Annotated in this window: 17 protein-coding genes; 12 read left to right on the top strand and 5 right to left on the bottom strand. The window is 59.3% G+C overall.

The features are described from left to right. Positions 1 to 13 precede the first annotated feature (13 nt). Genes EP237_RS19890 through EP237_RS19860 form a run of 7 tightly spaced genes read left to right on the top strand, consistent with a single transcriptional unit; the run spans position 14 to position 5339 of the window. Positions 14 to 667 (top strand): VirB8 family type IV secretion system protein, encoded by a 654-nt coding sequence (locus EP237_RS19890; RefSeq protein WP_088716868.1) that lies wholly within the window; start codon positions 14 to 16, stop codon positions 665 to 667. 7 nt (positions 668 to 674) lie between these two features. Beyond that, entirely contained in the window at positions 675 to 1370 is a 696-nt protein-coding gene (locus EP237_RS19885) for a TrbG/VirB9 family P-type conjugative transfer protein (RefSeq protein ID WP_231017867.1), read from the top strand. Then, a complete protein-coding gene (locus EP237_RS19880; RefSeq protein ID WP_088716866.1) occupies positions 1367 to 2680 on the top strand; it encodes a TraB/TrbI/VirB10 family type IV secretion system protein in 1314 nt (437 codons plus the stop codon). The genes EP237_RS19885 and EP237_RS19880 overlap by 4 nt, the downstream gene beginning before the upstream one ends. Then, positions 2681 to 3676, top strand: a complete 996-nt coding sequence (locus tag EP237_RS19875; protein WP_088716865.1) for an ATPase, T2SS/T4P/T4SS family — start codon at positions 2681 to 2683, stop codon at positions 3674 to 3676. It abuts the gene before it with no gap. Next, positions 3663 to 3872, top strand: a complete 210-nt coding sequence (locus EP237_RS19870; RefSeq protein WP_127562613.1) for a hypothetical protein — start codon at positions 3663 to 3665, stop codon at positions 3870 to 3872. The genes EP237_RS19875 and EP237_RS19870 overlap by 14 nt, the downstream gene beginning before the upstream one ends. Then, the gene (locus EP237_RS19865; RefSeq protein WP_127562612.1) at positions 3869 to 4261 is read left to right on the top strand and encodes a hypothetical protein; all 393 of its coding nucleotides are present in this window, start codon (positions 3869 to 3871) and stop codon (positions 4259 to 4261) included. Before EP237_RS19870 ends, EP237_RS19865 begins: the two co-directional genes overlap by 4 nt. Before the next feature lie 7 nt (positions 4262 to 4268). Continuing rightward, positions 4269 to 5339, top strand: coding sequence for a TrbL/VirB6 family protein (locus EP237_RS19860; RefSeq protein WP_088716864.1), 1071 nt, complete (start codon positions 4269 to 4271; stop codon positions 5337 to 5339). A gap of 53 nt (positions 5340 to 5392) precedes the next feature. Here EP237_RS19860 and EP237_RS19855 read toward each other — a convergent pair whose 3' ends face one another. Genes EP237_RS19855 through EP237_RS19845 form a run of 3 tightly spaced genes read right to left on the bottom strand, consistent with a single transcriptional unit; the run spans position 5393 to position 10797 of the window. Next, positions 5393 to 7420 carry a type IV secretory system conjugative DNA transfer family protein gene (locus EP237_RS19855; protein ID WP_088716863.1) on the bottom strand — a complete coding sequence of 676 codons (2028 nt, stop codon included), beginning with the start codon at positions 7418 to 7420 and terminating at the stop codon, positions 5393 to 5395. Further along, the gene (locus EP237_RS23610; protein ID WP_088716862.1) at positions 7413 to 10235 is read right to left on the bottom strand and encodes a relaxase/mobilization nuclease domain-containing protein; all 2823 of its coding nucleotides are present in this window, start codon (positions 10233 to 10235) and stop codon (positions 7413 to 7415) included. Before EP237_RS23610 ends, EP237_RS19855 begins: the two co-directional genes overlap by 8 nt. Beyond that, the gene (locus EP237_RS19845; protein ID WP_088716898.1) at positions 10222 to 10797 is read right to left on the bottom strand and encodes a ribbon-helix-helix domain-containing protein; all 576 of its coding nucleotides are present in this window, start codon (positions 10795 to 10797) and stop codon (positions 10222 to 10224) included. The genes EP237_RS23610 and EP237_RS19845 overlap by 14 nt, the downstream gene beginning before the upstream one ends. A 649-nt stretch (positions 10798 to 11446) precedes the next feature. Between EP237_RS19845 and EP237_RS19840 the strand changes: the two genes are divergently transcribed. The 5 genes from EP237_RS19840 (at position 11447) to EP237_RS19820 (ending at position 13878) form a co-directional block, all read left to right on the top strand. Continuing rightward, positions 11447 to 12145 carry an AAA family ATPase gene (locus EP237_RS19840; RefSeq protein ID WP_164744776.1) on the top strand — a complete coding sequence of 233 codons (699 nt, stop codon included), beginning with the start codon at positions 11447 to 11449 and terminating at the stop codon, positions 12143 to 12145. Beyond that, the gene (locus tag EP237_RS19835) at positions 12145 to 12780 is read left to right on the top strand and encodes a hypothetical protein (RefSeq protein WP_127562611.1); all 636 of its coding nucleotides are present in this window, start codon (positions 12145 to 12147) and stop codon (positions 12778 to 12780) included. Before EP237_RS19840 ends, EP237_RS19835 begins: the two co-directional genes overlap by 1 nt. A 228-nt stretch (positions 12781 to 13008) precedes the next feature. Then, positions 13009 to 13188 carry a hypothetical protein gene (locus tag EP237_RS19830; protein WP_127562610.1) on the top strand — a complete coding sequence of 60 codons (180 nt, stop codon included), beginning with the start codon at positions 13009 to 13011 and terminating at the stop codon, positions 13186 to 13188. Beyond that, the gene (locus EP237_RS19825; RefSeq protein ID WP_127562609.1) at positions 13181 to 13405 is read left to right on the top strand and encodes a hypothetical protein; all 225 of its coding nucleotides are present in this window, start codon (positions 13181 to 13183) and stop codon (positions 13403 to 13405) included. The genes EP237_RS19830 and EP237_RS19825 overlap by 8 nt, the downstream gene beginning before the upstream one ends. Before the next feature lie 53 nt (positions 13406 to 13458). Beyond that, a complete protein-coding gene (locus EP237_RS19820) occupies positions 13459 to 13878 on the top strand; it encodes a hypothetical protein (RefSeq protein ID WP_088716858.1) in 420 nt (139 codons plus the stop codon). A gap of 133 nt (positions 13879 to 14011) precedes the next feature. Here the strand turns inward: EP237_RS19820 and EP237_RS19815 are convergent, their stop codons facing one another. After that, complete coding sequence (locus EP237_RS19815; RefSeq protein WP_088716857.1) at positions 14012 to 14191, bottom strand: hypothetical protein; 180 nt, start codon at positions 14189 to 14191, stop codon at positions 14012 to 14014. Next, positions 14188 to 15093 carry an ArdC family protein gene (locus EP237_RS19810; RefSeq protein ID WP_088716856.1) on the bottom strand — a complete coding sequence of 302 codons (906 nt, stop codon included), beginning with the start codon at positions 15091 to 15093 and terminating at the stop codon, positions 14188 to 14190. The genes EP237_RS19815 and EP237_RS19810 overlap by 4 nt, the downstream gene beginning before the upstream one ends. Positions 15094 to 15119: the final 26 nt, after the last annotated feature.

The raw sequence follows: 15119 nt of genomic DNA, 5'->3' as shown, positions 1-15119 counted from the left end.
GAGAGGCGGGCAAGTGGTTAAGGATCAAGAAATCATTGAGGAAGAGCTGATTTACGGTGCCCGTCGCCGTGAAAAGCTCTGGCAGAAGCTGGCCTTCGTCGGTTTGGGTTTCGGCGTGTTGGGATGCCTTGGAGGAATGGCGGTCGCGGTCCTCGATGTTGATCCTGCGCCGGTTGTCGTTCCCTACGACCCCAATTCCGGCATGGCCCTGCCGAATGCCTCTGTCGGGGCCGTGCGCGTCACCGAGAATCAGGCGGTCATTGAAGCTGCGGTCTTCCGCTATGTCACGCAGCGGGAGACTTACAACCAGCTCGACAATGACCTGCGCGTTCGCGGGGTGCTGGCAATGTCGGACGGCAACGCCGCTGCCTCGCTGCGCCAGCTCTGGAACAGCGCAAGCGAGAACTATCCGCCCAACGTCTACGGCCCGGATGCCCGGCTCGACGTTGAAATTCTGAGCATCAACCGGATCGGGGACAACCGGGCCACTGTGCGCCTTCGCAAGCGGCTCACGTCGCAGCAGGGCGTCCAAGCTGGCCTGTTCACGGTCACGTTGATGTTCGACTTCCGGCCCGAAGAGCGGCGGCAGATTGATGAGGTCTGGACGAACCCGTTCGGCTTTACCGTCACCGAATACGCAATTCGCTCGGACAGAATGGAGAACTGATATGAAGATGCTTAAAACCGGCCTTCTGTCCGTCGCTCTTGCCCTGGCAGTTGCTCCGGCCTTCGCGGAAAGCAACCCGAGAGCCGGAAGCCACGACAGCCGCGTTCGGATCGCAACCTACACCGATGGACAGGTCTACCGCCTTCGCGTCAGCCTGACCCATGTTACCAGTGTGGAGTTCGGTGAAGGGGAAACCATCCGCTCGATTATTGCTGGTGACACGGAAGGCTTTCAGCTCGACGGCGTTCCGGGTGGCCGTGCCTTCGCCGTGAAGCCCTTGGCTCGGGGTGTCCACACGAACATCACGGTCTATACGAACCGCCGCAGCTACTATTTCAACGTCACGGAATCGTCCTCCCCGACCTACTACGTTGTCCAATTCCGGTATCCGCAGGATCGAACGCGCCCGACGAACGCCGTCGCGCAAAGGGCACCGAATTACAACTATGCGGCGTCGGGGCGCTCGGAAATCACTCCGACAGCCGTGTGGGACGATGGGACATTCACCTATTTCCGCTTTGCTCCGAACGCCCCGGTCCCTGCGATCTTCCAGTATTCGGCAGGCCGCGAGCGAACGGTGAACAGTCAGCAGATCGAGGACGGCGTTCTTCGCGTGTCAGGGGTGAACCGCCAGTGGGTTTTGCGCCTGGGCGATACCGTCATCTGCATACAGGAAAATAGCGCCGGAGGAACCGGATCATGAGCGACGAAAAGGATCTTGAAGAGCGCCTGTCCGCGCTCGAAGCCGGAGGCGAAAGCGGGCCCAAGAAGGAACGACCGTCGCCCAAGGTGGCGTTGGCCGGTGTCGGCGCCATCGCGGCCATTGGCCTGATCGCATACCTGGCCCTGCCGTCTGATGAACCGGAAAACCCGCTGCCAACCGCGCGGCCTGCCGAGTTTCAGGAAGAGGGCGATGGCTTCGGTGCGATCGAGCCCTTCGTGCCCCCTGCCCCGCCTGAACCGGAGGTCGTCGAGGTAGAGAGCGAGATTGAGTCTGCGCTTCGGGCTCAGCTCGAAGCTCTTCAGGCTGAAATTGCAGAGCTGCGCGATGCGCCGGACGATGATGGTGAAGCGGCTGCGGCATTGGAGGCCCTAACGGCACAGGTAGCCGCGCTTCAGGAAGCATCGGATGCCGCAAGATCGGAATTTCAGGAAGAGTTGGCGGCTCGGGATCGCGAGCTTCGTCGCCTTCAATCTGAGCTCGAAATCGCGCGGCTCGATCAAGAAAATCCAATGGCACCGCCAAGCAATGAAGAGGACGCGCGACTTGCGGAACTGGAACGCCGGCGAGCGGAGGCGGCCGCGTTTCAAGAAGCCCGGATCAACTCGCCCATGATCGCCTTTGGCAACTCCGGTGCAGGGAGCGATGAAAGCGCCCTGTCGGAAAGAACGCTCGGAGAAGTGACAGATTTCGTTCTCAATGGCGCATCGCCTTCGCAGGTAACGCAGGCTGAGGTCATCGCCAACCCGTCGAACACGGTGGTTCAAGGCACGATGATCCAAGCCGTCACCGAAACGGCGCTGGACAGCTCTCTGCCGGGACAAATTCGGGCGATTATCTCGGAGGACGTGCATTCCTATGACGGGTCGCGCGTCCTGATCCCTCGCGGCTCTCGTCTGATCGGGCGCTATCGCTCGGGCCTCAATGTGGGCCAGCAACGTGTGACCGTCGCATGGGACAGGATCATTCTGCCGACGAACCAGACTGTCACCATCAGCTCGTTCGGTGGCGATGAGTTGGGCCGGTCGGGCGTAACGGGCTTTGTGGATACGCGCTTCGGTGAACGCTTCGGTTCTGCCGCCCTGATCTCGATCCTCGGCGCGGTGCCTGCGGTAGCAGCAAACCAGATTGATGACGAAGTATCCTCTGACATTGCTGAGGACGTTGGCGATGATCTGCAAGACGCGACCGACGATGTGATGAGCGATTACCTGTCACTCGGCCCGGTGATCTACGTCGATCAAGGTGCGCGGATCACCGTCATGGTGGATCGGGACGTGGAGATCTTCTGAATGACTTCCAGCTACCTCCAAGCATCGCTCGACAAGCTGCCTGACGCCATGCGGGATGATGTGATCGAGATTTGCATCAACCCGGATGGCCGGGTCTGGGGCGAATTTCAGGGCGATCACTTCATGCGCCTTCTCGATGCGTCCATGAGCCAGACGGAAATCCGCGACCTGGGCAACCAGATCGCGTCCGGGGCAAATACTAGGATCGGGAAAGAGAAGCCCATCGTCTCCGTAAGCATCGAGTATCGCGGCCGACCGATCCGGGCGCAGGTGATCCAACCGCCTGCCGTCCAGACAGGGCATTCGATCTCGTTGCGCTTCTTCTCTACCCTGCCGCTGGAAAAGATCGAGCTGAAGTATCTCTATGGTGCAGAACGCAGCCTTGAAGGCGTCCGCCAGGAACGGAACCGCGAGCTGCGCCAGGTCGTGAAGAGCGGCGACATTTACGCCGCGATCAAGTTCTGCGTCGAGAACAAAATGAACATGGTGGTTTCCGGCGGAACGTCCACTGGGAAAACCGTCGCGGCCAGGAAGATCCTCTCCTATGTCGGGGAAGATGAGCGCATCGTGACTATCGAGGAAGCGGCCGAGCTACTGCCGAACCAGCCGAATGTCGTAACGCTGATCGCGAACCGCGATGTGGAGACGCAATCCGCTGACACTCTTCTTACCTCCACGCTGCGGATGCGGCCTGATCGCATTGTCTTGGGTGAGGTTCGGGGGCGCGAGGCGATGACCTTCCTAGAGGCCATCAACACCGGGCACGGCGGCTCGATGACGACGCTCCACGCGGAAACGCCGCAATTGGCGGTTCAGCGCCTCGCCATCGCCGCCCTGAAGACGGATGTGCCGATGACCTATGCCGACATGATACAGTATATCGAAAGTTCGATAGACGTGATTATCCAGGCCGGGCGGCACAACGGCGACCGGGGTATAACGGAGTTCTACCTGCCGGGCAACGAAAGTGAGGACCAGAGCAATGAAAACCTTTGAAAACGAAGTGCTGACTTTCGACCCTCTGTCGGCAAAGAGCATGAAGTCCATGCCCGAAAAACTCAGGGAATGGGGACAAGCAGGCTTCAAGGTAGTCTCCGTGGTCCACGCCAGTGCGGAAGGGCGTGCTGGATCGAACATTCATGTATTCTTGACGCGTGAAAATGCTTCAGGGGAAAAGGAGGATGCGGCGTGATTAAAGCTATCAGCATCGCGGTCCTCGTTCTGGCCCCCGTCCCCGCCATTGCGCAATTCGTGCCCACGCTGGACAATGAACCCCGTGTGTGTCCGGAACAACCGCCCCGCCCTGACTGGATGGAGAATGCACATGTGCGGGACGCGCATAAGAACATCCTCGTTCAACAGATGTATCGAGCTCAAAGTTTGAATGCAGTTGTCGAAACTGGCGATTGTTCCTGTGAAACTCGCTTTCCCTCCTGGGATGCGGCTTCGGAATATTACTTTGAAAACTACGCCGGCCTCGACAGACACGAGATCCTTGAACGCACCTCGGAATACAGTCGAACGGCGAACGAGCTGAGGCCCGCAGCAAGATCAATTTGCGAAGAGCAAGGTAACTGGTGAGGGTCACATGAGCGTAGTAACCTTCTTCGTAGAGACGGCTGATAGCTTCCTGGAAGAAGCAGCCGAATCACAGTTCGGAGCTATAGCTGCGACCGTTGGAACTGTGATTGCCCTGTCCGCTACACTGATCGTAATCCTGATCTTCATAAACATGGCCTTTCAGGTTCGAAGTGTGGACGGGCGCACGTCATTCTGGCTTGCCGTGAAGATCGGATTGGTAGCGCTGTTTGCAACGAACTGGGCCCAATTCAACTATCTTGCAGACGGGATTCTCAACGGGATCGACAGCATCGCCGGGTCTCTAGTGGCCTCGGTAGGTGGCGGTGCGCCGGGGCCGTCTGGAACTTATGCGGAAGAATTTGACCAGCTCATCAACCGCATGGGCGAATACCTCAACGCGATCGGTGAGAACCTGAACTGGATGGCCGGGGCATTGATCGACACGCTTGGAATGTTCCTTCTCTCGGTTCTAGGCGCGATCGCAGCGTGGCTTGTGATGATGTCAAGGATGCTGATCTCGATCCTGATTGGCCTTGCTCCGATCATGATCTTCCTGACGCTTTTCGACGTTACGAAGGATTACTTTGCTCGGTGGCTGTCCACCCTGATCTCCTTTTCCATGTATCCGATCATCATCGCAGGCGTATTCTCGACCATCATCGGCGTTGCGAGCGCGCTGATCGACCGTCTCGGAGACCCCTCAAGCGCAGCAAACATCGGTGCCTTGCTGCCCTTCTTCATGATGATCCTGATGGGAAAAGGTTTCATTCTGGCGACCCCGTTTATCGCGCGCTCCCTATCTGGCAACATCGTCATGCCTGCCATGAATGCAGGGATGGGCGGCAGCTATCAGTTCGCCCGAGCTGCTATGGGAAGCCAACAAGCCCGAAACCGCTACCAAGTGGGAGCGGCTTCTACGGCGGAAGTGGTTGGCCTTCGGGCCAATGAATATGGGAGGCGAGCTATGGCCTCGATGCGGGGATCGCCGTCTTCGACGGGCGGAGGCACCCCACCATCGACCGGAACGGGTGCCAAGATGCAGCGCATGAAAGATCGAGCTGACCGCCTCGGAGATTGAAAAAGGCCCGCACAAGCGGGCCTTTTTCTTTGTGTTGGTCGGCAAGGACATCGCTACTCGGCCGCGGTTGCGCGTTCGCCTCCCTGCCCTTCCGTAAAACTTGCCTCGAACTCTGCCAGCTTTGCATCGGCATCACGCAACGCCTGCACGTCGGCATCGGAAACGTCGCCCGGCTCGGGCAGATCGAGCCTCTGCTGAACAGACAGGTCTAACTCGCGCTGGCGCTCGTCCATGTCCCGAGTCGCCTGCGTAGCCTGGGCGACAGCTTTGGACCGTTTGCGCTTCGACGTTTTCAGCTTTGCTCGATGAGGCTGATCGCTGGCCTCTTTCACGGAAAGGTTCTCGGCCGCCTCCTGCGGCGCAGCCGCCGGCGTCGGCTGCGCCTCGTCCTCCGGTTCTTCCGCAATCACCGGCTCGACGGCTTTCAAGGTCCGCTCAGGGAAAGGTAGCTCGCCCTTCTGTGCGCCGTGGATCGCCTTGAAAAACGGATCGTCGTAATACTGGATACGCTTTGCCCGGATCGGCATTTGGGCATCCACGACCATCACAATGTCATCGAGCGGCATCCGCCGCGCCTCATCTTCGGGCAACAGAGACGTTTCCTCGGTGCGTTCGGACATGCTGCGACCCTCGAAGGGGTTCCGACCAATCGACCGGGATCGCGTGACCACGCGCTTGGTCGTCTTGCCCACGGCCTTGCTCAGTTCTTCGACGGTCTTTTCATCGGAGGGCGTGAGGTAGAGCTTCACACCAGCGTTGCCCTGCAACGCCCTGCGGGTGTTCTCGCCATATATCTCGTCCAGCGCAGGGATCGTTTGCGTGACGATAGCCAAGTGCCCCTTGTAGGAGCGCAGCGTCTCGATGCTCTCGACCACGATGGGCATCTTCCCGAGGCGGTTGAACTCGTCCAGCATAATCATCACCGGCCAGGGTTCATCCTTGCCCGGCTCCTTGTCCTGAAGCGATGAAATCAGGTCGGAGAAGAACAGGCGGATCAGCGGGGCCATCGGCTTCACCATGTTCGGAGCGACGACCAGGTAGACGGTGAACGGCTTCTTGCGGATCGTCCGGAAATCGAAGTCCGATTCGATGGTGGCGGCGTCGATCGCCGGGTTGCTCCATTGATCGAGGCCCGAGGTCATCAACAGGGACACATAGGAGGTCAGCGTATCGTTGTTGGTGGATGCAAGCCGCTCGAAAATCAGCTTCGCAGCGTGGTTCCGAACCTCGTCCCGACGCTTCATGAACTCTTTCTGCTTATTGCCGCCGGACGCGCTGATCCGGTAGATTTCGCCCAAGGTGGGCCGCTTCCGCTCGAAGGCCAGAAGACCGGCTGCAACGAAGAGGTCGATACCGCCTTTCAGAAGCCCTTGGACACGATCACTGTCAGCTTGCAGGAAGAGCGAGGCGAGAAGCTGAAGCTCCATCTGCTTTCGGTCAGGATCGTCCAGCTCGAAGATCCTCAGCAGCGGGTTGTAGCGATGGCTGCGCCGGTCGTGCCAATCGGTCGGTGCAAAGCGGAACACCTTGTCGCCCTCCGACGCTCGATGCCGGGCCGTATGCTCAAAATTCTCCCCCTTCACGTCCAGGACCACGGCGGACCCTTTGAAGGTAAGAAGGTTCGGGATAACGAAGCCGGTGGTTTTCCCCCGCCCGGTCGGTGCGACGATCAATGCGTGGGGAAAAACCTTCGACGTGACGAGCTTTCCGCGCGACTTCGGCTTGCCCATCTTGCCCAGGATAAACCCTGTGCCGGGTTTACCGAAAAACCCGTTGCGGGCCATTTCAGCGGCCTTCTGCCAATGGGTGCGCCCGAAGCGGGTGAGTGCAGACCCGGACAGAACCGCGCTCAGAAGCATCCCGGCTAGGGCAAAGCCGCCGATGATGAGATTGACCTTCTCGAAGTCGTTGGGGCGGACGATCCGCATATCCAGGTAGTTCTGCGCCAGCCAGAAGAAGTCAATCTCAGCCGACAGCCCATAATCGCGAAACGTGAGGTAGGCAGTCGCAATCACATAGCCGACAGCGGCCGAAACCAGCGTCAGGAGGATTACGCCAACTGCGATCTTGCCCTTATCCATGCGTCTGCCCCTTTTCGCTGTGGCTCTGAACATGCTTCAGGCGCTGCGCATCGTATTCTTCATCGGCAATCTCGGAAATGACCTCGCGGGTGGCCTCGCTGTTGGCCGTCGCTTCATCCGATTGCAGATAGGCTTTCGCGGCGTAGAGCCGTTCCAGACGGTCATCAATGACGTTCTCCAAGGCATCTGCATCGCCTTCGCGCAATGCCTCGATCCGCTCGTCATCCAGCTCGCGTTCGATTTCCTCGCGATAGGCGCGGCCACTGGCCTCGTCTGCGAAGGTCGGGTTGATCTTGTCGTCACGTTCGTGAGCAATGACACGCTCGATCTCAGGACTGCGGCCGGCGCTGGTCAGTTCACGTTGCGCCGCCACCTCGGAAACCCGCTCACTGTCCCGAATGCTCATTGCCGTGGCGTAGGTCTGACCCAGACCCCGTGCAAGGTGATCGGGCATGTCCGGATACCGGGCCTTGAAGTCATCTGCGACAGTCGCCTTCACATCGGTGGATTCGTCAGCTCCGGCGGCGCGGGCCTCCGTCTCGATCCGGTCGTATAGGTCGTGATCGACAATCGTTTCCTGATAGGGCTGGTCACGATAGATCAGGTCCGGGGACGCTACGATTTCCGGCTTGTCTCGGAGATAATCGGCCTGCTCGCTTGCAATCCGCTCCCGCGCCATTGCCTCGATCCGGCCGTCCTCGGACATAGCCTGCACACGATCATAGCGCGTATCGAAGTCCTCCGATTGATCGGCTGACATAAGCTCGTCGCGGATGCGGCTGCTCATGCGATCAAGGCTGGCCTGCTCGATATGGGCCTGATGGGAAACCCCGCCCTCGTTGTCGGTCTCGACTTCGTAGGGGCGCATCGCATCATCGAACTCGCGCAAGCGATCCTGCTCGAACCGCTCTACTTCAGCACTGTAGCCCGCAAAATCCTCATGCTCATGCGAACGGAACTCGCGGGTATCCTCGCGCACCAACCCGTCGCGCATCTGCTCACCATATCTGTCAGCGGTGTCGCGCAACAAAGCATCGGCCCGGCGCTGATCTTCAACCGACATACCTCCTGCCGCGCGCTCTTTCGCCAGAGCCGTGAACGCCATGCCCAGCTCCGCGTTGGTGCTGACATTCGTGCGCCCCTGCGCCGCACGATCCCGCTCGATCACCAAAGGCTCGAATGTGGCATAGTCATTGTTTGGCCCATCGAAATTGTCACGAACCCCCTTCTCGACCTCGGCCACGGCCTCAGCCTCTCGTGCGGAAATGCCATCATTCTCAGCTCGAATTAAGGCGTCCTCGGTCCGCAGCTCATCGCTGACACGTTCCCGATAGACTTCATCGTTCGCCTGATCGCGCAGGAAGTCTTGATAATCCGGATCGTCCTCGAACACCCCATCGTCGCGCAGAACCTCGGCCCGTTCGAGCGCGGTCCCTAGCTGGACATGCACCTGGTCCAGCTTGTCCACCGCTTGTTGAAGATCTTCGCGCCGTTCGAGATTGAGCCCATCAGTCTCCGCGATGCGGCTCAAATCATCGGAAAGCCATTGGCGTTCCAGCGCAGCGTTATTCGCTGTGGTTTCGATCCGTGCGATGATCGTCTCGGACGAAATGCCTGTGCCACGCAAGGCCGTTTCGATCTGCGCCCTCGTCTCAGGCTCGCGCAGCCGCTCGACGGCATCGCGGTTCACATTGGTCTCGGAATAGACCCCATCGGCCGAAGGCGCATCAAGTAGCGTTTGCGAACGGGTGCCAAGAGGCTGCATGTGGGCAACCCCCCGATAGATTTCATTGAGACGCGCCTGCGCTTGGGGTCGCTGCACCTCGGGCGTGCTGGCAACCATCGCCTCAACGCGCTCCATCCGTGCGGCAAAGCTGCTTCTCAGATCATCAAAGGACTGTTCCTCGGCCATGTAAACTTCTCCATTCTGTTCAAGATGCCCGCCCCGTGCCATCATCTCACCGGCACGAAACAAGGCGTTTGCAATATCCTCACGGTTCTCGGCCGACGCCTCGGCGGCCAGTGAACGGTAAACCTTCGTATTGCTGGCGATCTCCGCCAGCGCGCGGTCCAGATCGCGCCCGACGCGGACACGTCCAACCGGCTCCCTGCCCTCTTCCTTGGCCGCGTAAACCTCCTTGGTGCGCGGCTGATATGTTACCACACCCCGATCCAAACGGCGCGTTGCTTCGAGACAAACACCATATTTTTCAGCCTCTTCGACCATCGCCGTGCGGAAGTCGTCGTAGTTGAAATGGTGATCCCGCCCCAGATAGAAGAACTCGCCCTCCTGGGACCGCCGGTTCAGGACGACATGGGCATGAGGATGAGCCCGATCCTCATGCACCGCGATCAGGTAGTCGAAATTGCGATCTTCCGTGGCGAAGAACCGCTCGCAAACGTCGCTGGCAATGTCTCGAACATCAGCCCCGCGCGTGCCAACGGGGAACGACATAAGCAGATGGGTCGTGTGCCCCATCTTCGGGTTGAAACCCTTGTCCCAACGCTCGGTGAAACGATCTGCCACGCTCTTGATCTCGTCGGCGCTCAACTGGCGCTTCCCATCGAGAACGCCACGGCTGTCCACGATATGCGAACTCTTGGTGGTCAGATACTCAAGCTGATTGACGAGCTGACCCCGCGTGTGTGTTCCGCCTGACCGGATTGCCTTGAAAACGGCCGCTCGATGCCCCGCCCCGGCACGGGCCATCTGCTGCCGCTTCTGACCCAGGCCCTGCATAGAGCCTCGAACCTTGCTCCACCCATCTTGGAAAAGCTCACCAGTGACGGCGGCAACCGCATTATTCTTCGCCATCTGCCAGCTCCTTCAAGGCGGCATTGACCGTCAATGTCAGGTGACTGCGGCGGCGCTCTGCTAGCGAATGAACCTGATCGGCAAAGTCCAGAACGAACCCGGCGAGGCTCCGCATCTGCGATAGACTGCCCGGCCCGAAGGGCGGTCGAAGGCCCTTCTTGTTCGCCTCGTTCATGCGCTTGGCGATCTGGGAGACGTTGTTACCCACACGATTCAGGGCTGCACGGAAGCTGCTCAGCTCAGAAGACAGGTGTTCATCGGGGATGAAAACGCCATTCGCACACTGGATCAGGCGGCGCAAACCATCCGATCTGCTGTTGATCCCGTTCTTGCTCAAGACGGCATCGAACGCGCGAAGCTCTTCTTCGGTAACGGTTACGCTGACCTGGCGCGTCCTGATGCTGCTTTCGCGGCGGCGCTCTTTTTCAGTCCGAACCGTGTAGTAGATCGCCCGTTCCGTCACCTTGAAGCGCGCCGCAAGTGCCTTTGCGGAAACGCCTTTTCCGCTCTCGCGGACGATGACGAGCCGTTCTTCACGGGTTAGACGGCGGCGCGACGACATACTGAACATACACTCCTTATTTCCTGCCACCTTCATACAGACGAATAGGCTTCGACGCAATCCGGGGATTGTGTCGAGTGTCGAAGCCGTTAAGTTCGGCTGTATTCCGCATTAGGCACGGCTAGCCCGTGCCGTGATCGAACCCTGGTTCGATCTGGGCCGCTCCGGCCCACCCCTCTAAAAATGCCCCGTGAGGCGCTAGAAGCGCCTCTCCGCACCCCTCCCCCTCAGAAGCCTCGGAAGCACCCTCAGCGAGCCGCTGCGGCGCTCCTGTGCGCCATGCCGTCCCCGACCGAAGCAGACAGTCCCAGCGAAAGGTCTGATTGCGATGAAGAAGAGAGGCAGCACGCCGGCCCTTTCGCCTCCTTAACGCTCCGCCCCGCACGCAACACGCAACACGTAACACGTAACAATGAACAGTTGCCACGCGACAAACAACACGCAACACGGAACATACCACAGGCAACAAGCGGCACTGGACACTGGACACTGGCCACTGGACACTGGATAATTAACACTTGACCCGCAACACGCAACAAGGGACAAGTAACAGGCGACAGTTGAAACGCGACAAGCGACAAGCGACAATCAGCCCGGAACACCGGACAAGCAACACTGAACATGAGGCCGAGCAATGCCGAACGAAAACATGAAAGTCATCACGGTCATGACACGCAAAGGCGGCGCCGGAAAGACGATGCTGACCCGTGCCCTGGCGAGTGCAGCTATGAACACAGGCAAGAAATGCCTTGTCCTAGATGCTGACCCGCAACAAGCCTTGTTTCGATGGGCTGAGAAGCTGAAGATCGAAGATCCGAATTTCACCATCGAAGAGCTGAAGTCACCCGAAGCATTCGAGGCGCGGGTGGATGCTGCCTGGGAAGAAGGGTCAACGGATTTCATCTTCGTTGACACGCTCGGGGCCGCTGGTGCTTGGGCCGACGATCTCGCGGCCTTCAGCGACATTCTTGTGGTGCCCATGATGCTGTCCAACGACGATATGGAAATCACGCAAGACACCCACAAATGGTATGTTGACCTCCGGGGAAGGACCGAAGATCCCGAAAACCTGCCGACCTTCCATGTCGTTCTTTCCAGCGTTCCCGCACGGATGAGTAAAACCGAACAGCAACTTGAGCTGGAAGCGGTTCAATCCTTCCCCGTCGTCCAGAACTACTTCATGGAGCGCAAACAGCATAAAGACGCCGCCAGCCTCGGATTTCTCCACTATCTCGCTGAGGCACGGCGCAACGATCCGAACCCTCTGCTCCGCACCCACGCAAAGCACTATGAAGAGGCTCTGGACGAAGCACTGGCGATCCTTCAGGACATTGGAGGGATCGCATAATGGCCCGAAAGCAACGCCCGAACATCAAGGGCTTCAACCCTGAATACACCACCAATTTCGGAACCACTCGCGAAAGCACCGGAACCTTCGCAGCGGAAATCCCGAAACCCTCCGCTCCGGCGGAACCGGCGGCTAAACAAACGCCAACTCCTCCGAAGCCCGATCCTGAAACCGACACGCCCTCTGCCAGCAAGCCTAAAGCTGACAAGCCCGCTCGCCCGCGCGTGGAGAAAGAGCGACAACCGCAGGCCCCAAAGGCACCAAAGCCCGCCGCAGAAAAACGGGAAACGCGCCTCGACGCTGCTGTGAAGGTCGATCAGGGCAAGAAACTCGATGCTCTGGAAGGGCAGGGGATCGCGGCCCGCGATGTGATCGTGCTTGCCGGACGCCGAGCAACGGCCAGGTTCGAGCTGAAGGCCAAATACATCGAAAAGCCCGAGGCAGATCGCCTCCCGATGCGTGAAGGCTACCACACAACGAAGCGGCTCCCCGCGAACATCCTGGACGATCTGCGCGAAAAGCATGATCCGCTTCGTCTCCAATCCGATAGCGCGATGGTGCGGGGCCAGTTCGAACCAGTGTTCTGGACCTGCCTTGATGAAGTCATCGAAGAGCTTCGACAGAAGAAAGATTAGAAGACGCGGCAAGCCGCGTCACGTTATTGCGTAGAAGGGGGAAGGAGTTTCGGCTTCCTTCCCCCTGAAGCAAAATAGACAGGGCCGTGTCCTCGGCTGCGCCTGCGGGCCGCACCACCCCTGTCGATTTTGCTTCACCCCCATCCTCTCACGCTCGCCGCTCGGCAGGGGTAAGCGAGCGCTTACCCTCCCTTCAATGATGAAGAAGGCGCGGGAACGGGGCGCTCCGTGGATCAAAAAAACGGAGTGAAAACCATGCCGAGGCAAAAAAGACTGGAAGCGAAAGCAATCAAGCGCATCCTCGATGCCAGGACGCGCGAAATCGTCGGATGGCTCTACGAGTGGAACACCGGCGAGATACTTCCGCGCTGGAAGGACGGGCGTAGGGAAAATGTCATCTATGAGTAAGACACCAATGTTTTCGCTGTCGGCCGAGGAAGACGGGCGAAGCCTTGGCACGGTCTACTCGACCAGCTCGAAGACCCTGCGCGAGTTTGGCGCGGCTTACATGCGCGATCCGAAGACGCGCGGGGAAATTACCTTGAAGAACCCCGAGGGGCGCGTGGTTGCCTCTTTCGACGTGTGGCAAGACAAATGGTCGGAAACCGCCGAAACCTTTGAATAATCTTCCCTTTTTGTTCTCAAAATGCTAGGCTGGCTCCCAAAAGGAGGCAGCCTATGCAGTTTCATAAAGCATTGATTTGCAGCACAATTATTCTGACGGCATCGCCCGCTGTGGCAAGTGCCTGGGAACATGAGCATGAACGCGGGGTCGATCTCTACCGCACGGAGAATGCGGGCATGGTGGTCTCGCTGGTTTGTGATCCGAACACGGTTTACGGGACCTCGGAAAGCGCCGTCCTGATCGAAGCCGGCAACAACCCCGACCTGTCGGCCGAGGTGGGCTTCAGCTTTCCCGATGGCAACAGGATCGGCGCGGCAATGGTGCATGGGCGCTACGGAAAAGCGACGGCCAACCCCGTGGAATGGGAAACTCTGATCGCCGGATTCCGCGCGCATCAGACAGTCACGGTTATGATTGGCGACAGCTCGACCGAGGTTGAGCTTGGCGATCCCATGCCCTTCACCTGCCTCTGACCTTGCGCCTGCGAAAGCAGGCTCGGCGCGAAGCGCCGGGCGGGGCCGGGGCCGCGCGCAAGCGTGGCCCCGGCCCCGTCAAACATAGCACCAGGGCAAAGGAAACCCCCGCCGGGGGCAGGGGCTGACAGGTTCAAAGCTCGACGCCGGGGCGCAGATTGCCGTCTTGGTCCAGCCATTGCCGCGCCTCGGCGCAAGCGTAGCAGATGCAAGAGCCCTCGCCCTCGATCGCCACCGGCGCGAAATAGACCGGCGGGTTTATCCTGCCGCATTTGCGGCAGGACAGGCGGGGCAGGGTGTGGGGGCCGCTCATGCGGCCACCTGCTTTTCACCCTCGGATACGCGGGCCTTTTCGTTGATGTAGTCCACGGCCTTCTGTGCCTCGGCAGCAGCCTTGAAAATCATTTCCTTGTCGGATTTCAGGGCCTCAAGCCATCCTTCGACATAGGCCGCGCTCTGGTCAAACTGCGGCTCGACGCCAAGCTGAACGGCAAGGAAACATGCGCCGATCTCCGCGACCAGCTCGTCAAAGGCGTATTCCTTCCGGTTCGCACGGGCCTTCTGAGTGGCAAGGCGCTTTTCACCGCAAGCCCAATGGGTCAGTTCGTGGGCAAGTGTCCCATAGTATCCGGCGGCGCTGTAAAACGTCGCAATCGGAGGCATATGGATGTGGTCTTTCGTCGGATGGAAATAGGCGCGCGGTTCCTCCGTGGTGATGATTTCCGCCCCGCTGCGGGCAAAGAAAGCGTCAAGTTCGGCGTCGGCCTCGGTGCCAAGATCGCGGGGCGGTTCCGGGCGGATGTAATAGGCTTCCGGCAAGCCCTCGATCTGGTCGGCATTGAAAACATTGTTGGTCTTGGCAAACCGGATGCGGCGCTTGCCGTCCTCGCCCACTGCCGCGTTCTCGTCCTCGCGTTCAATCGAGCCATAGAAAACAGATTTCGTCGCCTTCTCGCCCTTCTTCACGCAACCGCCAAGCTCAAGGGCCTGTTTGAAGGTCATCCAGCGCGCGGAATTGTAGCCGCGAACATGCGCCGTCGCCCAAAGCATCAGAATGTTGATGCCTTGATAGGAATCGCCATTGTGCCGCAAGGGAAAGCTCGCGCCGCTCATGTCGCCCGTCCACGGCTTGCGCCACGGCGGGGTGCCCGCCTCGATCTGCGCAATGATCGTGTCGGTGACGTGCTGCTTGATGTCAAAACGCTCTTTAGCCATATCTGGCCTCCTTGTGGTGATGCCCT

The organism is Nioella ostreopsis, assembly GCF_004000255.1.
Taxonomy (GTDB): domain Bacteria; phylum Pseudomonadota; class Alphaproteobacteria; order Rhodobacterales; family Rhodobacteraceae; genus Nioella; species Nioella ostreopsis.
Note: the sequence above shows the minus strand (reverse complement) of the source record. Positions and strands in the feature narration are given on the sequence as shown.